This is a genomic window from Nannocystis exedens, assembly GCF_002343915.1.
GTDB classification, from domain to species: domain Bacteria; phylum Myxococcota_A; class Polyangia; order Nannocystales; family Nannocystaceae; genus Nannocystis; species Nannocystis exedens.
In genome coordinates this window covers 9865239-9889072 of sequence record NZ_NETK01000001.1, presented here as the reverse complement: position 1 = coordinate 9889072, position 23834 = coordinate 9865239, and the positions used below count along the sequence as shown (strand labels likewise).

The window sequence follows — 23834 nt, the reverse complement described above, 5'->3', positions numbered from 1 at the left end:
GCCATCCGGGGCATAATGCCGCCGCCATGCAGCGACCCGACATCGACGTGCTCCTCGACCGCCTGCGCCAGAGCTACCCCGACGCTCGCTACGAGCTCGACTGGGACACCCCGGTGCACATGCTCGTCGCCACCATCCTGGCCGCCCAGTGCACCGACGAGCGGGTCAACGCCGTCACGAAGACCCTGTTCCCGCGCTACCCCGACGCCCAGGCGTTCGCCGACGCCGACCTCGCCGAGCTCGAGGAGGCCGTGCGCCCGACCGGCACCTTCCGCCAGAAGGCCAAGGCGATCAAGAGCGCCTGCCGCATGCTCGTCGACGAGTACGGCGGCGAGGTCCCGCAGTCGATCGAGGCCCTGGTGCGCCTGCCCGGCGTCGCCCGCAAGACCGCCAACGTGGTCCTTGCGACATGTTTCAACATACCTTCGGGCGTCATCGTCGACACCCACGTCATCCGCCTGGCCGGGCGCATGGGCCTGTCCGAGCACTCGGGCCCGCAGGACATCGAGCGCGATCTGATGCGCCTCGTCCCGCAGGACGACTGGACCTTCTTCGGCCCCGCCATGATCCTCCTCGGCCGCTACGTGTGCACCGCCAAGAAGCCCGACTGCCCGAACTGCGTCATGCAGGACATCTGCCCCAAGATCGGGGTCGCCCGCTGATGATGCTTGACCATGCTTAGACGCTCTTTCCAACCCCGCCGAGGGTCGTTTTTGTGTTCTGGCCGAACATGGGCCCGGTTTTCAGCCGGCAAGAGTCGGGTGATACGAATCTTGGTCGTTCCAAGCACCAGACGCCGCTCGAACGCCGCTCCGTCGAGGGTGCGCCAACACCCCTGGCCCGACGCCCCCGCAAGGGGCGTCCGTGTTTGGTCCAACCCACCGACGCGCGAGAGCTGCAACAGACGGGGAAGGACCATGAACACGGGCGGCTGATGCGGGAAGCGCAGCCGTTCCTGGACCACTACGAGAGATTGGTCGTGCAGGAGAACTTTGGAGGGCGACGCTCACGTCGGCGCCAGTGTATGGGCTCAGCGTGAATACAACCGAGGGAGGGGCGCCTATAGACTTGCGGGTGGGCAGGTCTCATCGGGATGATGGTGGGTTTGATGTCGGCAAGTTCGCGGCGTTGGCGGCGGAGCTCCCGGGCGACCTGCGGCGCCTTCGTCCTGTCCCGAAGGACATCCTCAAGGGTTCGGCGGCGTCGGGCTCGTTCGCAGCGCGCAGGTGAAAAAGCGCCCAGCGGCGATCTGCTTCGCGCCGGCGACGCCGGGTACGCGGACGACCGGCTGTTCGGGCTGTTCGACGCCGAGTTGGCGACGGTCGTTGCTGCCGAAGCACAGCACCTCACCGCCGGCAGTCAGCGCGCAGGTGTGGTGCACCCCCGAGGCGATGGCGATCGCGTCGGCGATGCCGTCGATGCGCCGTGGCGGCCGGCGCGAGTCGGCGCACCAGACCGCGCCGCCGCGATCGAGGGCGCAGGTGGTCTGCTCGCTGGTCGAGTCGCCGACCTGGCGCATCGACAGCGCGACGATGTCGCGGAACCCGGCGATCGCCACTGGAACCAGCTCGTCGGGCACCGCCTCGCCCGTGGGGTACTGGTCGGCGCTGCCCCAGCACCACACGGTCGCGTCGCGCCGCACCGCGCACGTCCACGCGTTCGAGGCCGCGAGGTCGACGGCATCGGTGAGACCGGTGACATCGACCGGCCGCGTGCTGAAGTCCTTGCCGCCGTTCCCGAGCTGACCTTGACGCCCCGCGCCCCAGCATCGGACCGCGCCCGTCGAGGTCCGCGCGCAGGTGTGCGAGGAGCCAGCGGCGAGCTGGACGACGTCGGCGAGGTCGACCACCTGCGCTGTGCGATCGCTGCCCCTTGAGGCGCCCTCGGGCAGCACGACCTCGCCGGTGCGGAGGTCGATCGCGCCGATGGCCCCGGCGGGCGCTTCGTTCCCGCGCCCGAGCTGCCCCACGAGATCTCCCCCCCAGCAGGTGACCGAGCCGTCTTTCTCCAGCGCGCAGCCGTGGCTCGAGCCGAGCGCGAGGGCCCGGGCGTGCGGCGCGGGGGCGAAGGGCGCCGGCGTATCGCTCGCTATCTCCTGCCCCGGCGCGCCGTTGCCGAAGCACGCCAGGCCCTCGGGCCCCAGCGCGCAGACCTGCTGCCCGGTGCCGAGCAACGTGCCCGCGGCGATCGGGTGGGCTGCGGGCGGCGCCTCGCCGACGATGCTGCCCCAGCACACCACCGGCGCGTCGATCGCCGGCTCGGTTTGTTGCGCAGCGACGCTCGCTTCGTTCGCGCCGCCGGAGCAGCCCGCAGCAGAGAGGCCGAGAAGGACGAGACGATGCATCGGTGGTGATGCTACCGCAAGCCCCGTCACTACGGACCCGATCGTGCGCGAAGCCACTTCCGGACGCTCGCGCCTTCGAGCAACGCCTGAGCCTCGCCCCGAACGACCCCGGATTCAAGACGTCTGAGGACATTCCCACGGACACCGCTTCCTGTTCGTGATGCGGACTGACGGGTCCCAACGCGTCGGAGGCTACGGTCGAGGGCCGCCTTGAAGCACACGCCCGGGCTGTTCGAGCGGCGTGGTGGTCCAAGCGCCGTCGACACCGGAACTGAGCACCGCGCCAGGGCTACCATGGGCAAGGTGGCGCTCGCTCGCCGGCGTCCATAGCTCCTCGGGCCGCGAGGTGCGTCGTGAATGTCTTTCGTTCGACGCCGTCCGATCCCCGCCCCCGCTTGTCTGAGATATGCCCCGAAGGGTATTTCACTCGCTCGCCGGCTCGACACCTGCGTCTGCCCGCCCGGTCCGCGCCGAGGTGCTCGCGGCTCTTCCCCTCGCCGTCGCACTATCCGGCGCGCCGGCATCGGCCAAGCCTCCTCCGGTCGCGCCGTCGTCGGAGCTCCCCCTCCAGACACAAACCTGGCCCGAGCGCTTCGTGCCGAAGCAATTTCTGCCCGAATGCGGCCAGTCCTGGTCGATCCCGCTGCCGGGGCCGAAGCCGCCGCGCGAGTCCTACGACAGCTACCCCGCGCCGTATTTCATCCCCGGTTTCCGGATCGCCGTCGGCCCCGGCATCGGCCTCGTCGGCGACCGGAGCGACCGCGCCCACTTCGCGCTCGACGCCCTGCTGTTCGCCCGCGTCGGCACGCACCGCGGGAACGTGCAGACGGCGTTCTTCCCCACGCTCGGCTACAGCCTCGGAGTCGGCCGGGTCACCCGCGAGCACCTTCTGGTCGCCGGCTTCGGCCTCGGCTACGTAGGTCAGAAAAGCGCGCTGGCCCTCGTCCCCGCCTTCCTCTTCGGCGACGTCGAGCGTCGGCGCGCCCTCGGCGTGCGCACCTCCCTCCTGATCGACATCACCCGCATCGGCGTCGTCGTCGAGGTCGCTCACCAATACCTCTTCTTCCCGGACGGTGACCGCCAGGAGCTGCGGCTGATGCTCGGCTTCGACATGCTCAGGATATTCCGATGACCGCACCGCCTGCTCGCCCGCGCCGTGGAAGGGCGAAGCGCATCCGTCCTGCATGACGCAATTGGCGAGCTCGCAGGCCCAGTCCTCGGCCTTCGAGGCGGTGAGATCCTTGAGCCGGACGGCCCCGAGCACGCCGAGATGCGTCAGCTCGTGCTTCCGGTTCTTGAGCGTACGCGGCCGAATCTGCTTGCCTTTGAAGCGTTGAGCCTGTGCGGTGAGGAACGCAACAGCGATGGTGTCGAGAGTCGAGGAGGGAGTCAGGTCAGCGAGGGACATGTCCCCCGCGACAACCCGCGGATACGAGCTGTCGAGCTCCGGCGACCGCGCGATGCAGCCCATCTGCCCGAACATCGGCGTCCAGGCGGCCTGACGGCGACCTGACCTCGGCGTGAAACTGGCCCGCGCGGCCGCGCGCCCCCGTGTCCGCGCGCGGGCGGCCATGCGGCGACGCTTCCGATCGCCGGGGCCGCGGACTATCCTGCCGGCCCTCAGCGAGATCGAAGATGGCCATCGAGAATCGGCAGAAGATCCCAGTCCCACGTCGCTCCTTTTTGTGGTCGCTCAACGAGACGTCGGGCGAGATCCTCACCCACATCGGACCGACCGAGTTCACGCCCAGCGCCAACGACCGGATCGTGCGGTCGAACGGGCGCGGCGGCTACGAGCCGGCGCCGATGGAGGCGCGCCCCTTCATCATCGCCCGGGACGGCGAGTACGTCCTGCTCGAAAACCCCGTCTTCGCCGACCACCCCGAGGGCCCCAACGGCTCCTACGTGCCCGGCGGCAACAAGGAGAAGGAGCTGCGGCTCGGGACCAAGAAGATCATCCCCGGCCCGTGCGCCTTCGCCCTGTGGCCCGGTCAATCGGCCGAGGTCCGCCCGGCGCACAAGCTCAACGCCAATCAATATCTCCTGGTCGAGGTCGTCGGTCCGCTCGACGAGACCGCGCCGTACTTCCGCCTCGTGATCGAGTCGGCCGGCCTCTCGAGCGTCGTCATCGACGGCGCCGACGACGACACCGCCCGCCGCGCCCAGCCCGAGCCGGCCACCAAGGCCCACCCCTCGCAGCTGCGGATCGGCCAGCGGATCGTCATCCAGGGCCGCCACACGCAGTTCTTCATCCCGCCGACCGGCATCGAGGTCGTGCCCGCGCTCGAGGAGACCGAGGCCCGCGGCCGCGAGGACGACGGCGTGGCGACCCTGCCCGTGGCCGCCCAGGAGGAGCTGGCCAAGCTGCTGGCGCAGGTCGGCGAGGGCATGTCGGCCAAGCAGTTCAGCGTGGTGAAGAACGAGATCCGCCACCGCCAGGACTACACCAGCGGCGAGCGCGGCGTGATCCTCGCGACCCTCGACGAGGCGTGGAACGACCGCGCCGCGCAGAAGCGGCAGCGCACCGCCGACGGCGGGCGCGGCGTCGCGGCCGACCCGTACGCGCGGCGGGCCGTGGTCCTCGGGCCCAAGAACTTCTGCTTCCTGTTCGACGCCGACGGCAACCCGCGGATCGTCCGTGGCCCCGCGCGCGTGTTCCCCGGCCCGCACGACACCTTCCTGCAGCGCGGCTCGCGGCGGCGGGTCTACGACGCCTACGAGCTCGGCGAGCACCAGGCGCTCTACCTCCGCATCATCACCCCGATCGCGCACGACGAGCTGAGCAAGCGGCTCCCGCCCGGCACCCCGCTCGACCGCGACCACTACGAGGCCGGCGCCGAGCTGCTGGTGCGCGGCCTGCCGAGCGTGTTCTTCCCGTTCATCGAGGCCGAGGTGCTGAACCCGGTCACCCGCGAGCCGCACGTCGGCAACGACCACGACGCCGTCGTCATCAACGCCATCGGCATCGATCAGAAGTCGGGCGTCTACGTCCGCGACCAGCGGACCGGCATGGTCAAGATGGTGCGCGGCGAGACCTCGTACCTCGTCGACCCGCGCGGCGAGGAGCACGTGCAGCGGCGGATCCCGCACGACAAGTGGAACCTGTGGATCGGCCACGCCGAGCCGCACAAGCTGACCACCGCCGAGGTCGTCACCCCGTGGGCGCTGTCCGTCATCGTGCCCAACAACGAGGCCGTGCTGATCACCTCGCGGCACGGCCGGCGCGTCGTCGTCGGTCCGCGCACCGAGCTGCTCGAGTACGAGGAGCAGCTCACCGCGCTCAAGCTGTCGAAGGGCAAGACCAAGGACGGCCACACGACCGTCACCACCTGCTTCCTGCGCGTGCAGGGCGGGCGAGTCGCCGACAACTTCGAGATCGAGTCGGCCGACTTCGTCCGCTTCAAGGTCAAGCTCGGCCTCGCCGGCCACTTCGAGGGCGAGCCCGAGCGGTGGTTCCACGTCGAAGATCCGGTCAAGCTGCTCGCCGACACCGTGCGCGCTCGCGTGCGCGAGGCGGCGCGGCTGCTGTCGGCCACGCAGCTCTTGCTCGAGTTCCCGGCGGTCGTGCGCAAGACCCTGCTCGGCGACGACGACGGCCTGCTCCGCTTCCCCGACAACGGCATGGTCCTGAGCGGCGTCGACGTGCTCGGCTTCCAGGTCGCCGACCCTGCCCTCGCCGAGCTGTTCGCCAACGTCCAGCGCGAGGCCGTGTCCCTGCAACTGCAAGATCAACAGTCCCGCCGGCGCCTGGAGTCCACCCGCCTGCGCGACGCCCTCGACGCCGACGAGCACGCCCTGCAGCGCGGCGCCAGCCAGCGCATGGCCGAGACCAACAAGCTCGAGGCCCAGGACGAGCACGCCGTCGTCCTCCTCAAGCAGCAGCTCGTCGCCGGCCGCGACGCCGACGCCCTGCGCTACAAGCAACAGCTCGAGCGCCTCGCCTTCGAGGCCGCCCGCGACCGCGAGCGCGAGCAGGGCGAGCTCGCCGCCGCCGCGCGGGTGCTGGCCGCCGAGTCCGAGGCCAAGGCGCGCGCCCTCGTCGATCGCGCCGCCGAGGAGCACGCGCGGGCCCTCGCCGAGGTCGAGCAGGCCCGCGCGGCCGCGCTCGCCCAGGCCGACGCCGTCCGCCTCGGCGCGCTGCAGCACGAGTTGGTCGGCGCCCTGCAAGCCGCCGCCGACAGCGAGGTCCTCAAGGCCGCCGCCAGCAACATGAACCTGGTCGCGCTGCTCGGCGGCAAGAGCCCGGCCGAGCTGCTGTCGCAGCTGGTGCGCGGCACCCCGATCTCGCGCACCACCGACGGCATGCGCGCGCGCGAGTCCGCCGGCAAGGACGGCAAGCCCGGCAAGGCCGAGTGAGCCGCGGCTTGACGCGAGCCCCTCGCTCCGGCGATCCTCGCCGGCGAGGGGCTGCCACGTGGGCGGCAACACCAACATTAGTGAAATTGGTCATCACGTCAGTCTGTCACACTGAAGGTAGCGAGTTCGATCCTCGCATGTAACAGGTGCCCGTCGGGCAGCCCCTCACTTCGCACTCTTGATTGGAGAAGACACGCTTTTCGATCAGGTTCAGCACGCTCTCCCCTGACGCTCCCCGAAGCCATCCTTGCCTTCATTCATGGTCATGCTCGTGCAAGAGATGTGGACCCTACCTTCGGTGAGGCTTCCATCGCGTAGCTCGAGCGACCTGCTGCAGACCGCGCTCTTTCGTGGCCGCGACCATGAACCAGCGGCCCCGCCCCTGAAGGGCGGTGGTGTTGTCGCGGCTGAACCGGCAGCTCGGCGTGGGGCCTCGACGGGTCAGCCCGCGAGAGGCCGTCACGCCACCCGGAATCCGTCGGCGCGCCAGAGCTGCACGCCCGCAACTGCAGTGGCGGCGCCGCCGACGAACTGGGTGAGCGCTGGCGCGGCCATCAATGCGACGGCGATTTCGCCGACCGCCCGAACCAGCGACACCACAACAGCAGATGCACGAAGACGAGGCCGACGCACAGCCTCGTGAGCCGCGTCGCGCTGCGACGCCGCCGCTCGTACGCTTGATCCGCGTCGGCCGTCCTCGGGTCTAGTCTCATCGAAGCCGCCGTGGACGTAGAGCCCCCCGCGGCCCCCGGAAACCGCCGACCTCCTCGATCGCCTCCCTCGAGCGGCGTCGGGGCCCACGGCATCGGCCCGGCATGCGCGACCCACAGACGGCCAGTCGCTGCATCGAGCTGCCCGCTGGGCGCCGCAGGGGGTACATTGAATGGGTGGAGAACCTGCGGCTACCACTGATTCTGAGCCTCCTCGTCGCCTGCGCGGGCCCGTCGCGCGGGCCGGGCACGTCCGAGACCGACGAATCGGGTACCGGGCAGGGCACGACCGACGCGACCGGCGCCGGAACGAGCACGACCGGGACCGGCACCACCACCGAGAGTCCGACTGGCAGCGGCAGCACCGGTGAGACCACTTCGCTCGCTCCCTGTGAGGCCGGTGATCACCCTGGTCCGGAGGTGCCGCTTCAGTGCGCCGCGTGCATCGTGGTCGACGATGCGCCGGGCTTTTGCGCCGACGGTGTGCTGAACCCGGCCTGCGTCGACGGCACCTGGAAGTGCGTCGAAGACACGATTCCGCGCGAACTCTGCCCGCACCCGGGAGCCCCCTGTCAATTGGACGAGGACACGACCGGCGGGTGACTGCACCCCGCCGTCGCGGCGCCGCCGCGAGATGCACCGCAAGACGGCGTCAAGGCGGCAACGGCGTCTGCGAGGTCAATCGGCCGTCGCTCGCGGCCGTGAACGGTACGCTCGGTCGAGCGCGGCGGCCAGCGGCCCCGCGCGCGACGTCGCGGTCTTTCGCGGCCCGCCGCGCGTCGCAGCGGGCCCCTCGCATCCTGCTCCAAATACGCCGAGCTTCGCCGGCGCACGCGTCTGCCCGCCCCCTTCGCGCCATCTCGCGCCACGTACGAGTCGAGTCCCTTGCGACCCGACCGCCGCTCCCCCTACGATAGCCCTCGGTTTTCACGGCGCCGCGGCCGGTCCATACCGTGGATGCGGGCAAATGGTAGGGCGGCCTCGCTGCCACCATTGGCGCAACGATCCCCAGAGACATCTCATCAATGCATCGATCCGCTCGTCCGGCCCGCCGCGGCTCACCGCAGCATCACCACCCGCACCGCCGTCCCTTGGTGGCAATCGTGAATCGGCGGTGGGTCTTGCAGGTCGTCGAGCACCGCGGCGTCGACCGCGAACGCGTCCGCGCCGGGGGAGGTGACCGGCACCATGAAGTCCCACGGGAACGGCGGGAGGGAGCACTCCTCCTGCGAGGCTTCGTCGATGTGCCAGGCGCCGGGGCCACCGTCTTGCTCGCCGAGGATCCCCGTGCACAGGGCGGTGTTCATCAACGCGAAGCCCTTGAGCCGGGCCTCCTTGTACGTCACCGCCTCCGAGAAGCACTGCGGCGGTCCGTCCTTGCCGGTGAAGATCGCCGCCGAGTCGGTCAGGAGGTAATCGTCGCCGCCGCAGTCGATCCGCATCTCCGTCGTCTGCGCCACCAGCAGCTCGATCGCCGCCTGCTTGATGCGGAAGCGCGAGCTCTCGGGCGTCTCCGGGTTGACCGCCACGTCGGCGAACAGCGCCCGGCCGATCGGCTGCTGACGCGGGCTGCGCTCGACCAGCGTCCAGCCGCCGTCCGCCGTCTGCATGTCGCAGTACACCACTCCCGCACGAACCAGGCCCGCCCGCATCACCTCGGTGTAAATCGAGCCTGCCGCCGCAGCAATTCTCGCCCCTCGGGCGAAATCGCACCTTCGGCCGGAACCCGCGCAGGACCGCCCGCGCGCGTCGTCGGCGCGGCTTGACGCTGGCGGCCGGAGGCGGTCATCCTCGCCGCGAGGGGCCGCCACGTGGACGGGCGTCATCTATCTTTGGCGAAAATGGTAAACGCGTCGGACTGATAATCTGAAAGTTGCCGGTTCGATTCCGGCATGATTTACGGCATCCGTCGGGCGGCCCCTCACTGTCGATTCAGCGCAGCATGATCCGGCGCTCCGCGCCCGGCTGGTGGCAGTCGTGAGCGGGGTCGACGTTCTGCGGATCGACGGCGAACGCGTCGACCGACGACGGCGAGATCGCCTCGTTGTTGCCGGCCCACGGATAGCCGTCGAGCAGACAATCGTACTGGTTCTCCTCGTCGATGCTCCACGCGCCCGGGCACTGGCCGTCGCCCAGGCCGACGAACACCGTGCACAGCTGCACGTTCGTCAGCTTGTACTGCTTGAGCTCCGCCTCCTGGTAGAGCACCGGGGCCGAGTTGGCGCAGCCCGGCGGGCCGAGGTCGCCGAGGAACAGCGACTGCGCGTCGGTCAGCAAGTAATCGCTGCCGCCGCAGTCGAGCCGCATCGCCGTCGAGTTGATGGCGATCGCGCCCATCGTCCCGCGCGACATGCGGTACCGCGTCGCCAGCGGGGTGTTCGAGTTCTCGGGCGCGTCCTTGAACAGCGCGAGGCCGATCGGGTCGTTGTACGGGCTGCGCTCCATCAGCGTCCAGCCGCCGCCGGCGGTCGTCATGTCGCAGTACACCGGGATGAGCGGCATCGGCTCCGGCCCGTCGGGATCGATCTGGGCTTGGCCGTCGTTCGCCTGCGGATGGAGCTCGAGGAGCTCCTTGCACGTGTGCGGGACCACGCAGTCGACGCAGCCGTCGGCCGGATTGAAGTTGGCGTCGTCGCACTGCTCCACGCCTGCCTGCACGAACCCGTCGCCGCACGCTGCCGTCGTACACAGCGTCGTGCAGGCGCCGGTGTCGCTGTTGTCGGCCCCCTCGTCGCACTGCTCGGGCCCCTCGACCACCCCGTCGCCGCACGTCCACGGGTCCCCGGTCGAGAACCACTCGGTCGTGCCGGTCGACAGCGGCCACGACGTGCCGGTGTCGGTCGTCTCGATCCACGTCGTCTCCGACGTCGTTCCTCCCGTCGACTCCGTCGTCGTCGTCGTCGTCGACTCGGAGCTCGTCGTGCTCGTCGGCAGCGGCTCGGCCGTCGTGCTTCCGGTCGTCGTCGGCGACAGCATCCCGCTCGAGGCCCCGCCCGAACCGGTCGGCTCTTCGAACCACGGGTTCGTGTCGAGGCAACCGGTCACCAGCGCGGCGACGACGACGCCCGCGACCACCTCACTCCGCGCTGCACCCATGGCTCCGGTGTAGTCGACGCCGTCGCGGCCGACAATCGGCCCGCGCACGCGGGTCCGCACGATCGCGCGCTTTCGTGCCGCGCCCGCGGTCCGCGCCGGCGCTCAGCGCATGAACACGGAGCGGATGGCCCCCGGCTTGTGACATTCGTGGACCTCCGGCTCGACGACCGTCGGGTCGGCCGCGAAGACGTCGGCGGACTGCGTGGTGAACAGCTGCCCGTCCAGCCACGGCGTGCCGGACAGCCCGCACAGCTCCTGCTCGATCTCGTCGATGCGCCACGCCCCCGAGCACTCGCCGTCGAGGAAGCCCGAGAAGCCGGTGCAAAGCTCGACGTCCGTCAGCAGGATGTCATTGAGCTGCGCCTCCTTGTAGAGCACCGGGCCGATGGCGTTGCAGATGTTCGGCTCGTCCTCGCCGGCGAACACGAAGTCCGAGTCGGTCCACAGGTGGTCCTTCCCGCCGCAATCGATCCACAGCTCGTTCGAGCGCTGCTTCACCGCTTCCATGGCCGCGCGTCCCATGCGGTAGCGCGGGTTCGTCGGGTCGGCGTAGCTGACCTCGACGTCCGCGAACAGCGCCCGCGCGATCGGATCGTCGAACGGGCTGCGCTCGACCCGGGTCCAGCCGCCGCCTTGCAGCGTCATGTCGCAGTACACCGGCACCAGTGGCCCGGGCCCCGGACCGTCCGGGTCCATCTTGTACAGCCCCGTCGGGCTGCCCGGGGCCCGAAACAGCACTTCCTGGCACACGTGCGGCTCGAAGCACGCGACGCAGCCGTCGGCGGGATCGTCGTTGCCGTCCTCGCAGGACTCGACGTCCTTCTGGATCAGCCCGTCGCCGCACCGCGCCAGCGTGCACTTGCTGGTGCAGGCCGCGTCGTCGGCGTTCGCCGGGCCGTCGTCGCACTCCTCGTTCGGGTCGAGCTGCCCGTCGCCGCAGCCCTCGAACGGCGTCGTCGTCGGGCCCGTCGTCAGCGAGTCGGTCGTCTCCGTCACGCCGACCGTGGCGGTGCCCGCGTCGGTCGCGGACGGGTCCGACGGCGAGTCGGCGGTCCCCTGGGACGGCGGCGCCGTCGGATCTCCCGTGGTGGTCGCGCTGTCCGAGCCGCTCGCGGTCGGCAGCGGCGGCTCTTCGAAGTCCGGGTTCCGGTCGAGGCAACCTGCGAGCGCCGCGGCTGCGACGATCCCCACGCTCGCTCGCCACCGACCGAAGGGCGTCACCATCATCTTGGTGTAAACGAGGCGCTCGCGGCCGGCAATCGCCGCCTTTCGCGCGAATTTGCCCCGCGCACCGCTCGCCGGCGCGCACTCGTCACTTTCACGCCTGCGCCGTTCGGCGCTACCTTGGAGAGGCGACCTTACCGAGGTCGTCGGTCGGTCCTTTCCCGTGAGCAACCAGTCCTCCGACACGCTGCGCGACCCTTCCGACACGCTGCGCGGGGGAGGCATCGACGCGACGCTCGTCGCCGCCACGCCGGCGCAGCTCGTCGCGCCCCGGCCGCGCGAGGAGCTGTACGAGACGTTCGACCGACCGGTCGAGGACTCGCTCGCGGAGGCCCGCGCCGCCGGCAGGCTCGCGCTCGATCAGACCCGGCCGTCGCATCCGGGCGCGCTGGTCGGCCCCGTGGCCGCCCCTCCCCGCTTCGGCCGCTTCGCCGTCCTCCGCACTCTCGGCGAGGGCGGCATGGGCGTCGTCTACGCCGCCTACGACGAGGAGCTCGACCGGCGGATCGCCGTCAAGGTCCTCCGCGACGCCGCGCAGGATCCCAACGCCCGCGACCGCATGGTCCGCGAGGCCCAGGCGATGGCCCGGCTGTCGCACCCCAACGTCGTCCAGGTCCACGAGATCAACCAGCAGGGCGGCCAGATCTACGTCGCCATGGAGTTCGTCAAGGGCCTGACCCTTCGGGCATGGCTCTCGGAGCAGGCGCGATCGTGGCGCGAGATCCGGGACATGTTCGTGCAGGCCGGGCGCGGGCTGGCGGCGGCGCACGCCGAGGGGCTCGTGCACCGCGACTTCAAGCCCGACAACGTCCTCATCGGCAACGACGGGCGGGCCCGCGTCGCCGACTTCGGGCTGGCGGGGACCGCCGGTCAGCAGCCGAGCCCCGCGCCCGAGAGCGCCGGCGACAGCGTCGCCCTCCGCGTCGGCCGGCACAACGCCTTCAGCACCGCGCTGACGATGGCCGGCACGATCATGGGCACGCCGGCGTACATGTCGCCGGAGCAGCACCGCGGCGAGGCCACCGACGCGCGCTCCGACCAGTTCAGCTTCTGCGTCGCGCTGTGGACCGCGCTGTACCGGCAGCAGCCGTTCGCCGGCGACAACCTGCTCGACCTCGCCGACACCGTGTGCTCCGGCCAGCTCGTCAAGCCGCCGGCGAGCGAGGTGCCGGCGTTCATCCACGACGCGCTGGTCCGCGGTTTGGCGACCGAGCCGGCCCAGCGCCACCCGTCGATGGACGCGCTGCTCGACGCGCTCACCCGCGACCTCGTGGCCGCGCGCCCGAGCCGCTGGCGCAGCCTCGCCGTGGCCCTCGCCGCCGCCGCCGTCGCCGCCGTCGCCGTGCTGCTGGCCACCCGCGAGCGCCCGCCGAGCGCCGAGGAGCTGGCCCACATCGCCCAGCTGGCCGCCGACGCCCGCGCCGCCGGCTCCGCGGCCCACTGGGTGTACCCGCCGGCGTCTGACCCGAAGGACACGTCGATCCTCCGCGTCGTCGCGCTCGACCGCACCGAGGGCCCGGCCGAGCGCCCCGCGCGCGACGAGGCCCAGAAGCTGCGCGAGGAGTTCGCCGACGCGCTCGCCGAGCTCGGCGACACCTACTGGGACACCGACGCCGGCAAGCCGTTCGCCCGCGACTTCTACTCGCAGGCGCTGGTGTTCCAGCCCGACCACCCGCGGGCGCGCGAGCGCGGCCTCTACACGCCGGGGCAGATGGCCGAGCTGCTGGCCAAGGCCGAGCGCGGCGAGTTCACCGCCGCCGACCTCGCCGCCGCCGAGCTGCTCGAGATCCTCGCCGATCACGACCGCGGCCACCGCGACGAGCGCCTGCGCAAGTTCGTGCGCGAGCGCGGCGCCGCGACCCAGAAGGAGCTGCTGGCCGCGCTGCTCGGCCCCGACGCGCTGCGAGATGTCCCGCAGGACATGCCCGCAATCCCAGCCGATCCCGCGCCCGCCGCGGCGCCGGAGCCGACCCCCGAGCCGCCACCGGTCGTCGCGGCCCTGCCGACCCCCGAGCCGCCGGCGACCCGCCCGCGCCCGGGCAAGCCCGAGCCCAAGGTCGAGCCCAGGCCCGCGCCGCCGCCTGCGCCGGCCGAGGAGCCCGAGGAGCAGCTGGCGCAGGCCGCCCAGGACAGGGCCCGCTCCGACGAGCTGACGCAGGAGGGCGAGGCGGCCCGGCGGCGCGGCGACTTCGCGGCCGCCGAGCGGGCCTTCAACCAGGCGCTCGCCGCCTACAACCGCAACGGCGCGGCGCTGATGGGCCTGTCCGACGTCGAGTTCGACCGCGGCCACTTCGAGCAGGCGGTGGTGTTCGCCGAGCGGGCGGTCAAGGCCGAGCCGAAGAAGGGCGACTTCCGGATCCGCCTCGGCGACGCCTACTTCAAGGTCCTGCGCTACCCCGACGCCAAGGCCCAGTACGACAGGGCCGCCGAGCTCGGCCACGCCAAGGCCGCCGGCCGGCTCGACAAGGTCAAGGAGAAGATCGGTGGCTGAGGCCATGTTCCGAAGGACATGTCTCCGAGGACCTGTCACGACCCGCGCCCCGGGCGGCGCCGCGCGGCCGGCGAGGAGGAGATCGGTGGCTCGAGCCATGTTCCGAAGGGCATGTCCTGGCGTCCATGTGATTTTGACCATGTCGCTGATCGCCGCGCCCGCGGCCGCCCAGCCGGCCGCGAGCCCCCCTGCCCGGCCGCCGCCGCGCCCGAGGCCGACGCGCCGAAGCTGGCGATCGCGCCGATCGCCCTCAGCGGGGCCGACGATCCGCTGCTCGCCTCGCAGCTCGCGCAGGACCTGCGCGACGGGCTGGGGCGCGGGCGGCTGCAGCTGCTCGACGCCGGGGCGGTGGCCCGCGTGGCCGGCGGCCCGTGCAGCGACGACGCCTGCCTCGAGCGGCTGCGCGACCAGCTCGGGGCCGCCTTCGTCCTGCGGGCCCAGGTCACGGTCAGTGACCGCGACTACACCCTGCGGCTCGAGCTCGTCGCCACCCGCGACCTCGGGCGCGCGGCCGAGAGCGAGCGAGGCTGCGAGCTGTGCGGCCTGGCCGAGCTGCGGGCGCTGACCGCCGATCAGGCGGCGCGCCTCTTGGCCAAGCTCGACGCGCTGGCCAAGCCGCCGCCGGCGTTCGAGATCGTGACCACCCCGCCCGGCGCGCTGGTGTTCATCGACGGCCAGCTGGTCGGCGCCGCCCCGGTCGAGCGCAACGTGCTCGAGGGCAAACATGTCGTTCGGGTCATGTCCGAAGGGTACGTCCCGGAGGAGCGCGAGCTGGTCGCGGTGGCCGGCCTGCGCGAGAGCCTGCAGATCGACCTGCGGCGCACGCCCGAGGCGCTCAAGCTGCGCGGGGCCGGCTGGGGCCTGCTGTTCAGCGGCCTGCCGCTGCTCGCGCTCGGCGTCGGCCTGCTGGAGATCGACGGCGAGGAGTACCGCGGGCGCTGCGACGGCATCGACGTCGACAGCTCGGGCCGCTGCCGCTTCGTGTTCGACACCGACTGGGGCGGCGCGGCGGCGCTGGCCGCCGGCGCCCTGCTCGGCACCGCCGGCACGATGCTGCTCCTGCGCACCCGCGACCGCGGCAAGACCCGCCTGCGCGCGCGTCTCGGGCCCACCTACATCGGCCTCGCCGGCGCCTTCTGAGCGATCGGGCGTAATCGGCGACACAGCCGAATTGTCGCACCTTCGCCGCCGACAACCGTCCGATCGACGTTCGTGGCCCCACGCCGCCTCGCCGCGGCGAATCGACGGCGCTGCGCCGCGTGCGAACTGCTCGTGGCGCAGGTCATCGTCGCCGGATTGCCGCACCCGATGGTCCGCCCAGACTTGGAGTCGAGCCCCGTCGGTGTGTTCGCAGATGTCCAGCCGCGATCTTTTGGCAGCGAGCTCCGCCGGCCTCGTGCGCCGCGCCTCGGTTTGCGATTCCGGGCGGCGCTCGCCTGCCCGTCGCCCCCGTCCGGCGGCGCTTCGCCCCGCGATCGGGACGAGTTTGGACGTCGCCGGTGTCGTCGCTGCGTGGGTCGGGCTGACGCGCAGCGCCGCACCGGCGGCGTCCGAAGTGTGCGGCGGCCTCACGCACGCCGGAGCGCCGGCCGCTCGTCGAGCAGCGGCTCCAGGCTCAGCTCGGCGGCGCGATAGGCCCGCAGCTCGTCGATCCGCGGATCGACGGCCAGCCGCGCGAACAGCTGGCGCGCGTGCGTCGGGCTCGGGAAGTTGAGGCTCACCACGAGCTGTTGCTGCACCTCGGCCGGCATGTCCTCGAAGCCGCGGCCGAGCCGCTGGGCGTCGATGGCCCCGCGGATCTGGAACTGCTCGCGCAGCGCCTTGGCCCGGCTCTCGCCGACGTACACGAACAGCAGCGCCTGGTCCTGCCAGTCGCAGATCCGCTGCAGGTTGAGCGACGAGTTGAAGAACAGCCGCGGCACCGGCACGAACGCCAGCGCGTGGACCGACGACACGTTCTCCTCCTGCAGGCGCTGGCTGTCCTCCGCGCCGACGCCCTCGATCACGCGCAGGCCGATGCCCGGCTCCGTGACCTCGACCTCGGTGCCGAGCAGCGCGGCCGCGCGGTTCGACACGGCGATGAAGGCCCGGTCGCCGAGCAGCCCGACGGCGATGCCCATGGCGATGCTGGCCTGGGCGGTCTTCGGATCGGTGCTCGACACGGTGAGGCACGCCAGCAGCCCGCCGCTCACCACGCACAGCCCGAACGAGCGGGCCGCGTCGGCGAACGTGCGGGTGGTCGCGTCGTAGCCCGCGATCCGCACCAGGATCCGGCCGACCGACAGCATGAACGACGTCGTCGCCGTGCTCAGCACCGTCCACGCGACCCAGATGTGCCAGGTCGGCAGCTCGCCGCCGAGGTTGGGGAACAGCTGCGACGGCGGCAGGTGGATCCCGAGGATGCAGAACGCCAGCATCGCCGAGGCCAGCAGGCCGAACACGCCGACCTGCGGCAACAGGCCCGACTCGTAGCGCATCTGCGCCCGCCCGCGCTCGTAGGCCCACGTCGCCTGGCAGCGCGCCTTGACCTCGTCCGGCAGCGCCGCCTCGGCCGGCGCGTCGCGGCACAGCAGGTTGAAGTTCCGCCGCGAGAAGCGGAACAGGATCATGCGCGCGACGATGTGCAGCATCACGTTCGGCAGCGCGACCAGCACGGCGAGCAGCAGCGGCACCGTCTTCAGCGTGACGAGCCCGAGCGGCGACACCGTGCCCTCGCCGATCACCCCGTCGAGCGACGCGTACGTCGACACCAGCAGCGCCATCCAGGCCATGAACGCCATCAGCCGGGCCCAGCCGTACGTCATCGCCGCCGCGAGCAGGCGATACAGCCCGTCGCGCGCGCGGTCCTGCGGGTCGGGAGCCGTCATCGCGTCATTGTCCGCCGTTTGCCGGGCGGAGGAAACGCGCACGGTCGCGCGGCCGCCCGGGCGGATGCGAGCGCCGGCCCGCGTCGATCCGCGCGCCGTCGATTCGCGTCGCCTGCCGAACGCGCCGGCGACAGGCATGAATGACGCGACGGACTGCCCTCGTTTCGTCGCCAGGCGAGGACGATGGATGCTCTAAAAGACATGTTCTCAAGGACATGTATCGCACCCCGCTGCCGGTGGACCATCGCCGCTGGCGAATGCAGGCCCGGCGCCTCGACGGCCGAGCCACGACCCGAGCCGGGTGCGGCGCGGACGGCGGCGACGTGGCGAGCTGCGCGGGCTCCGGCACCGCCGCCGACGAGCTGCGCAGCGCGGCGGCTCCGGCAGGAATAAGCAGACTGGAGCGAAGCGTTCGCCGGTCGAACGGCAGCGCGACACCTCCCGAGTCGACCATGGACCGACGCCAAGCACTGACGACCCTCCTCATGCCCCTGGCCGCGAGCGCGTGCGGCGGCCCGGCCGGCCAAGTTCGACCCGACGCGACCGGAGTGCGGCTCCTGAGCGAGTTCTGGGCCAGGGTGTACAACCCGCCCCCGGACCTGGACACGATCGACAGACTCTGCACCGAGGACTTCATTCTCACCACTGCGGGCACGGATGTCGTCGGGCGGGCCGCGTTCAAGGAGTGGGTGCGCTCGTTCAGCGCGAAGATTCGCGAGCTGCGATTGACGAGCCACGACATGTTCGGCAGCGCCGACGGGACCCGCGTGGTGTCGCGCTGGGTCGTCACCGGATTCAATCAGGGCATCTTGAACACGCCCGCCGACGACCGGCCGATCGAGTTCACCGGCATCTCCGTGTGGGAGGTGCGGGACGGCAAGCTGGCGCACAATTGGGTCGAACGCAGCGCGTACGAGCTCGCCCAGCGGCTGGCCCAGCCGAGCCCGCCGGACACGGGCCCGCGGTGAGGCGCCGTCGCCGGCGAGCGCGTCGTCGTCGACGGCAGGCAGGGCGCGGCGAACGAGTCGTCCGGACCGCTGCGGACCTCCGAGGGGAGAGCGACCATCGGCGCGCGGGTCCGTGCGAGCGATATCTTCGGCCCCGAGCCGAGCCGAGGTCGCCGTCACGAGCGCGGGCGTGTCCCATGAGTTCGCGACCGTCGACTCTCGCTGGGGGCGCGAGGCGACTCGCCCCGGCGCTATTGACAGCCCGCGCCGGTCGCGACGAACTGAGCGGACTACCATGACTTCGCCTCGCTCGCCCCTCTCGCTCCTGCTCGGGCTGCCGGCGCTCGCGCTCGCCTGTACCACCCCGTCTTCCGCGACCGACGGCGCGTCGTCGACCTCGTCCACCGCCTCGACGGACGCGTCGACCTCGTCGCCGACCACGAGCTTGCCCGACCCGACCGAGGATTCGCCCACCGTCACCGAGAGCACGACCGGCTGCGACGATTTCGTCCACGAGCTCGAGGTCACCCCGCTCACGGCCGACGAGGCGGTCGAGTTCGTGTCGGTCACGGCGCTCAACTCCACGCTCGCGCTGGCGCTGGCGGCCGACGGTCGCCTGTTCCGCCCCGACGACGGCGGCGTGTTCCGCGCGCTGGCGATGCCCGCCGACCCGGCCCTGAAGCGCGTCGAGCTGGTCGACGCGGCCACGTGGATGGTCGTGGGCGACGGCGGCGTCGCCCATCGCAGCGTCGACTTCGGCGTCACCTGGTCCCCCGTCGATCTCGGCACCGACGCCGCGCTGCGGGACATCGCGTTCTTCAACTTCGTCGAGGGCGGCGGTACGTCGCTGTACGGGATCGCCGTCGGCGACGGCGTCATCGTGCGCTCCACCGACGGCGGCGCGACCTGGCAGCCGGCCGCGCTCGCGCCCGCGGCCACCGGTTCGTTCCACGCCGTCACCGGCAACCCGCTGGTGGCGGTCGGCGCCGGCGGCCTGGCGGTCCACAGCGTCGACGGCGGCGTCACCTGGAACCCCGTCGCCACCGGCACCACCGACGACCTCGTGCGGATCGCCCAGGTCTACGACGAGGCCGCGATCGTCACCGCCACCGGGAAGGTCCTCCAGCAAGCCCCGGGCGAGGTCCAGTTCTATCCGGTCGAGCCCGCGGCCCCGGTCGTCGGCATCGGCCGCTTCGACGGCATCCTCGCCGCCCTCTACGACGACGGCACCCTCGGCGGCTGGCCCGAGTCCTCCATGCTCGCCGCTCCCACGCCCGTCGGCGCCGGCGCGCGGGTGACGTCTCGCGGCAACGCCTCCGGCATCCTGGTCGCCGGCGACGACGGCCTGCTCGCGTTCGTCACGCTGGCTCCGAGCGGGGCCTGCAAGCTCCCGCGAGGCTCCTGAGCGGTCCGGCCTCGGGTCCTCCCTCGCGCCACCCGGTCGGCCGCCCGTGCCCCTTTCACCTGTCTCTGAGGGCATCTTGCCTGCGTGCGGACCGCGGCCGCCTGCCTCGTCGGACCCCCGCTGTCGCCGGACCGCCGACGGCACGACCTGTCCCTTTGGACCCCCTCTGAACGGCCCTGCGCTCGCGTGCGGGCCGCGGCCGTCGCGAGCTGTCTCCTCGGACAGCCCTGCAGCCGGGCCGTCGACGGCACGACCTGTCCCTTTGGACACCCTCTGAACGGCCCTGCGCTCGCGGCCCGCTGCGATCCCGCGCACACCGACGACGCCGGCGACCTCGCGGCGCCGCCACCCGCGCTGGCGTCGATCCGCGATCGCCCTCACCTTGCGGCGATGTCGCCCGCGCTCGCCCTGTTCGTGTCGCTCACGCTCGTCCGGCCGGCCGCGCCCGTGCCCCCGCGCGAGTTGCCGCCGGCGATGCCGCTGTCGGGGCTCGGCCTGCTCGTCAGCGCCGGCGTCGCGGGCGGCCTCGGGCTCGCCGCGCACGTGCGGCGGATCGGCATCCTCCGCCGCGGCTGCGGCCAGGAGCACGTCTACCCCGAGCTGCACATCCGCGTGACCGACTGCATCGACGAGTCGCTGCGCTACCTCGGCTTCTCGACCGTCGCCCCGGTGTTCAACTTCGCCGCCGTCGGGCTGGCGGCCGGGGGCGGGACCGTGCGCGGCCGCTTCTCGGCGTGGAACCGGGCCCGGCACGAGCGCCGCGGGAAGGTCGCCCCCGCCTACGTGGGCGCCGGCGCCGGCCTGCTCGCGCTCGGCCTGGCGATGTACGTCGGCTCGCGCGTGGCGCTGTGGCGCGACGCGTTCGGGGCCGCGACCTGCCGCGACGAGGGCCGGCTGACGGTCGACTGCGTCCGCGACCGCTGGAGCGCCTGGCTGGTGCTGACCGCCGCCGGCCAGTCGCTCACGGTCGCCGGCGCCGGCTTGCTCGCGTTCGGCGTGTCGTACGCCCGCGCCGCCCGGGTGTCGCGCCTCGCCGAGCTGCAGATCCAGCCCAGCTTCGCCGGCCTGGCCGTCGCCGGCAGGTTCTGATCGGACATGTCTGTATGGGCATGCCGCTACAGACCTGTCTGTTCCGACATGCCTGTTTCGACATGCCTTCTCAGACATCCCGAGGTCCCGCCGCGCCCAGGCCGCCCGGGCTCCCCGAGGCTCGCTGAAGCGGCCGTTCGTGGCCCCTACCGGCCACCACGAGCCGGGCCCCTCGCCGCGGGGGAGCCCCGGGCCTGGAGCGTCGCTCCGGGTCGTCGGCCTGCCGCCGATCCAGCTCAGCGGCGGCGGCGGCGGCCGAGCAGGGCCAGGCCGAGCAGCATGAGCGCCCCGCCCCTGGGCGCGTCGGAGCCCTCGGCCGCGCAGGCGCAGCCGTCGGACTCGCCGAGGCCCGAGGTGTCGCCGGCGGTGGCCGGCCCCGCGGTCGTGATCGGCCCGCTGCCGCTGCCGTTGCCCTGGGTCGGGTCGCTGCCGGTCGTCGGCGCGCCGTCGGTCGACTCGCCGGAGTCGCTGTCGCCGCTCGACTCGCTGTCGCCGTCGGTGGTGTCGGGCGGCGGCGGCGGCGGCGGCGGCGGCGGCTCCTGATTGATGCACAGCGTGATCGGCTCGGCCATGCCCTCGTTGCCGACCCAGTCGATCGCCTTCGCCCCGACCTCCCAGCAGCCGGTCGGGAACGACACGTTGGCGAACTCGTACGGCTCGGCGACGTCGACGCCGCCGACGTCGTTGCCGTTGATGAGGAGGCGGACCTCCTTCACCCCGCAGCCGCCGGCGTTGTCGGTCGCGCCGACGCTGATCGCCGTCGACACGTTCTCGGCCATGTCGGGCGACATCAGCACCGTCTCGTCGGCCGGCGACAGCACGCTGACCGTCGGGCCCTCCTTGTCGGCCGCCTCGTCGCAGGCCGCCGAGCCGCAGGTCACGCTCTGGCCGCCGACCGGACCGCCGCCGCAGCCGGTGCCCCAGTCGCCGTTGCCGGCCCCCGGGTCGAGCGGGAAGCCCTTGCACGCCGGCGTCGGGTTCCACGTGCCGTCGACGTTGTGGCACGGCGTCAGGTCGATCCCGCTCTGCTGCTCGAACCACTCGATGCCGCGGTGCATCTGCGAGTACATGCCGCCGGTCCCGCACGCGCCGCCGTACGAGGTGATGCCGAACACGCGCCACGAGCCGTCGGCCAGCTGCACGAACACCGGCCCGCCGGAGTCGCCCTGGCAGCTGTCCTTGCCGTTGCCGCCGATGTCGACCTCGCCGTTGCCGGTGATGCTGTTGATCGTGGTGACGACCTCGCGCTTGACCCCGTACGGCCCGGTGTCTGCGTTGCCGAAGCCGACGATCGTCACCTGCTGGCCCGGCTTCAGGATGTCGGTCTCGCAACCCATGAGGATGGGCACGATCGGGATGTCGAGCTGCGGCTGCGACAGCTTGCAAAACGCGAAATCCTGGCCGTTCCCCGGTCCGCCCCCCGGGAAGGTTTGACAGAATTCCGTGGGCACCTGGCGCTTCGGGCCGTTGATCGACTCGCCGAGGATCACGGCGTTGTAGCCCGACCCGCAGTGGGCCGCGAAGATGACGACCTCCGGGTGGACCAGCGTTCCGGTGCACTGGCCGAGCATCGACACGGTCGTCGGCCAGCCGCACGTCACCGTGTCGACGCCGCCGTAGATCTCGGTCGGCTCGACCGGGAAGCCGAGGACATCGGGCGGCTCGTCGGCTGCTGCCGGGGTGGCGAACGAGAGGGCGACGAAGGCGGCTGAGATGTACGCTGGGGGCCTCATCGCCCTACCATGGCACTACGGGCGAGGACTGACCAAGCGGTGCGGCCCTGTGGGTGTGATCGCGCGGTATCGCGCGAGGGGTTTCTACTCGCCATGGAAACGCACGAGATACGGCGTTTCGATGGTCTCGCGAAGGGCAGGTGAGTTTTGCTACCGTGGACGGTCTGAGGAGCGGTGGCATGAACTTCGAGCGAGGAATGTCGCGACATAAGCTCGCGTTTGCGGGTGTTTTGGCGCTGTTTACGGGCTGCGGTGACGACGGCACGACCGGGAGCGGGACCGCGGTGATCCCGGACACGGACACGTCGACCGGGGCGACGGGGACCACGTCCGAGCCGACCAGCGGGACCCCCACCGGCGCAACCACCGACGAGCCGACCACCACCTCTGGCGACACGACCACCGATACGACGACGGGCGGACCGATCGAGCCGCCCGCCTATGATCAGTGGATCACCGTCCCGCTCGAGGGAGCGGTGTGCGGCAACGGCAGCCAGTACAAGATCTTCGTCAACTGGCACGAGGGCGCCAAAGACCTGCTGGTGATGCTCGAGCCGGGCGGGGCGTGCTGGGACTTCGACACCTGCTCCGGCAAGGCCGACCTCGGCGCCGCGCACCCCGACGGCGTCCCCGACGACCTCCTCTACGACCCGCTGACGAAGAACCTGTCCCCGCTGATGCGCCGCGACGTCGAGGGCCTGACCCAGGACTGGAACCTGGTGTTTTTGCCGTACTGCACCGGCGACGTCCACACGGGCAACAACGTGATCGTCTACCAGGACCCCGAGGGCGTCGAGCCCGACCTCGAGTTCCACCACAACGGCCACAACAACGTGATGGCGGCGACCGACTGGATGGCGGCCCAGTTCCCGGGCACCGACCGCCTGTTCGTCACCGGCTGCAGCGCGGGCGGGGCCGGTGCGCTGATCAACTACCACTTCTTCCGCTCGCGGATCGACGCCCAGCGCGGCTACCTGATGGACGACTCCGGCCCGATCTTCCCCAGCGGCGGCTGGTCCGCGAAGCTGCACGAGAAGATCCGCTCCTCGTGGAACGTGGACTCGGTGTTCGGCGAGCTGCCGCGCGGCTACGAGATCGACGACGACTTCGGCGTGCTCAACACCCACCTCGCCGACCTCTACCCCGACGACCGCCTCAGCACCGTGTTCTTCCAGCGCGACTTCAACTACTCGCGCTACTCGTACGAGCGGTTCTACCCGGACATGACGAAGGAGAAGATCCTCGAGTACTGGGCCGAGGACACCGACCTCATGACCGCGCTGTACGACCCGCACCCGAACATGGCGTACTACCTGCCCTACTGGCGCGACCTCAACGACAGCCACTGCGTCTCGATCATCTCGTACCTCGACACCGAGATCGAGGAGCAGGGCGTCGACCTCGGCGACTTCATCGAGACCCTGCTCGACGACGACAAGCCGCTCGTCAACTACCGCGAGTCCGTCCAGCCGGACGAGGACAACTAGTGCCGCGGTCCCCGCCGCGCGCGCTGGCGAACGCGCGCGCGCGGGGTTATTGACTGGGGCCGGGCGGACGCCTACGGTCGGGCCT

At 71.6% G+C, this 23834-nt stretch carries 17 protein-coding genes and 1 tRNA gene; 11 read left to right on the top strand and 7 right to left on the bottom strand.

Annotated elements, in window-relative coordinates; translation table 11 throughout:
- Positions 1-26 precede the first annotated feature (26 nt).
- Positions 27-662, top strand: a complete 636-nt coding sequence (gene nth, locus NAEX_RS38460; protein WP_096332440.1) for an endonuclease III — start codon at positions 27-29, stop codon at positions 660-662.
- Positions 663-1186: 524 nt separating this feature from the next.
- Here the strand turns inward: nth and NAEX_RS38455 are convergent.
- A complete protein-coding gene (locus tag NAEX_RS38455) occupies positions 1187-2344 on the bottom strand; it encodes an RCC1 domain-containing protein (protein ID WP_096332439.1) in 1158 nt (385 codons plus the stop codon).
- A gap of 475 nt (positions 2345-2819) precedes the next feature.
- Here NAEX_RS38455 and NAEX_RS38450 point away from each other — a divergent pair, with 475 nt between their 5' ends.
- The 3 genes from NAEX_RS38450 (at position 2820) to NAEX_RS38440 (ending at position 6842) form a co-directional block, all read left to right on the top strand.
- On the top strand, positions 2820-3476 hold the full coding sequence (locus tag NAEX_RS38450; RefSeq protein WP_143141012.1) for a hypothetical protein: 657 nt from the start codon (positions 2820-2822) through the stop codon (positions 3474-3476).
- A 503-nt stretch (positions 3477-3979) separates the two neighbouring features.
- A complete protein-coding gene (locus tag NAEX_RS38445; RefSeq protein WP_096332437.1) occupies positions 3980-6700 on the top strand; it encodes a hypothetical protein in 2721 nt (906 codons plus the stop codon).
- A 74-nt stretch (positions 6701-6774) separates the two neighbouring features.
- A tRNA-Asp gene (locus NAEX_RS38440) sits at positions 6775-6842 on the top strand.
- A gap of 317 nt (positions 6843-7159) precedes the next feature.
- On the opposite strand, the gene NAEX_RS51415 is transcribed toward NAEX_RS38440, so the two are convergent.
- Entirely contained in the window at positions 7160-7297 is a 138-nt protein-coding gene (locus tag NAEX_RS51415; protein WP_170136369.1) for a hypothetical protein, read from the bottom strand.
- 290 nt (positions 7298-7587) lie between these two features.
- On the opposite strand from NAEX_RS51415, the gene NAEX_RS38435 reads away from it, so the two are divergent.
- A complete protein-coding gene (locus tag NAEX_RS38435; RefSeq protein ID WP_143141013.1) occupies positions 7588-8013 on the top strand; it encodes a hypothetical protein in 426 nt (141 codons plus the stop codon).
- Between the two features lie 455 nt (positions 8014-8468).
- On the opposite strand, the gene NAEX_RS38430 is transcribed toward NAEX_RS38435, so the two are convergent.
- The 3 genes from NAEX_RS38430 to NAEX_RS38415 form a co-directional block, all read right to left on the bottom strand.
- A complete protein-coding gene (locus tag NAEX_RS38430; protein ID WP_143141014.1) occupies positions 8469-9020 on the bottom strand; it encodes a hypothetical protein in 552 nt (183 codons plus the stop codon).
- A 322-nt stretch (positions 9021-9342) separates the two neighbouring features.
- Entirely contained in the window at positions 9343-10554 is a 1212-nt protein-coding gene (locus tag NAEX_RS38420; protein ID WP_245913894.1) for a DUF4215 domain-containing protein, read from the bottom strand.
- Between the two features lie 54 nt (positions 10555-10608).
- Positions 10609-11697, bottom strand: a complete 1089-nt coding sequence (locus tag NAEX_RS38415) for a DUF4215 domain-containing protein (protein ID WP_170136368.1) — start codon at positions 11695-11697, stop codon at positions 10609-10611.
- 196 nt (positions 11698-11893) lie between these two features.
- Here NAEX_RS38415 and NAEX_RS38410 point away from each other — a divergent pair, with 196 nt between their 5' ends.
- Positions 11894-14221: a serine/threonine-protein kinase gene (locus NAEX_RS38410; protein ID WP_096332433.1), complete on the top strand. Its 2328-nt coding sequence runs from the start codon at positions 11894-11896 to the stop codon at positions 14219-14221.
- A gap of 111 nt (positions 14222-14332) precedes the next feature.
- Positions 14333-15361 carry a PEGA domain-containing protein gene (locus NAEX_RS38405; protein ID WP_096332432.1) on the top strand — a complete coding sequence of 343 codons (1029 nt, stop codon included), beginning with the start codon at positions 14333-14335 and terminating at the stop codon, positions 15359-15361.
- Between the two features lie 428 nt (positions 15362-15789).
- Here the strand turns inward: NAEX_RS38405 and NAEX_RS38400 are convergent, their stop codons facing one another.
- The gene (locus tag NAEX_RS38400; RefSeq protein WP_143141016.1) at positions 15790-17088 is read right to left on the bottom strand and encodes a hypothetical protein; all 1299 of its coding nucleotides are present in this window, start codon (positions 17086-17088) and stop codon (positions 15790-15792) included.
- Between the two features lie 452 nt (positions 17089-17540).
- Here NAEX_RS38400 and NAEX_RS51410 point away from each other — a divergent pair, with 452 nt between their 5' ends.
- The 3 genes from NAEX_RS51410 (at position 17541) to NAEX_RS38385 (ending at position 20529) form a co-directional block, all read left to right on the top strand.
- Positions 17541-18056 (top strand): ester cyclase, encoded by a 516-nt coding sequence (locus tag NAEX_RS51410; protein ID WP_170136367.1) that lies wholly within the window; start codon positions 17541-17543, stop codon positions 18054-18056.
- A gap of 274 nt (positions 18057-18330) precedes the next feature.
- The gene (locus NAEX_RS38390) at positions 18331-19440 is read left to right on the top strand and encodes a WD40/YVTN/BNR-like repeat-containing protein (RefSeq protein WP_096332429.1); all 1110 of its coding nucleotides are present in this window, start codon (positions 18331-18333) and stop codon (positions 19438-19440) included.
- A gap of 390 nt (positions 19441-19830) precedes the next feature.
- The gene (locus NAEX_RS38385) at positions 19831-20529 is read left to right on the top strand and encodes a hypothetical protein (protein ID WP_143141017.1); all 699 of its coding nucleotides are present in this window, start codon (positions 19831-19833) and stop codon (positions 20527-20529) included.
- A 236-nt stretch (positions 20530-20765) separates the two neighbouring features.
- Here the strand turns inward: NAEX_RS38385 and NAEX_RS38380 are convergent, their stop codons facing one another.
- Entirely contained in the window at positions 20766-22262 is a 1497-nt protein-coding gene (locus NAEX_RS38380) for a S1 family peptidase (protein ID WP_096332427.1), read from the bottom strand.
- Between the two features lie 284 nt (positions 22263-22546).
- Between NAEX_RS38380 and NAEX_RS38375 the strand changes: the two genes are divergently transcribed.
- The gene (locus tag NAEX_RS38375) at positions 22547-23749 is read left to right on the top strand and encodes a pectin acetylesterase-family hydrolase (protein WP_143141600.1); all 1203 of its coding nucleotides are present in this window, start codon (positions 22547-22549) and stop codon (positions 23747-23749) included.
- The last annotated feature ends 85 nt before the right edge of the window (positions 23750-23834 follow it).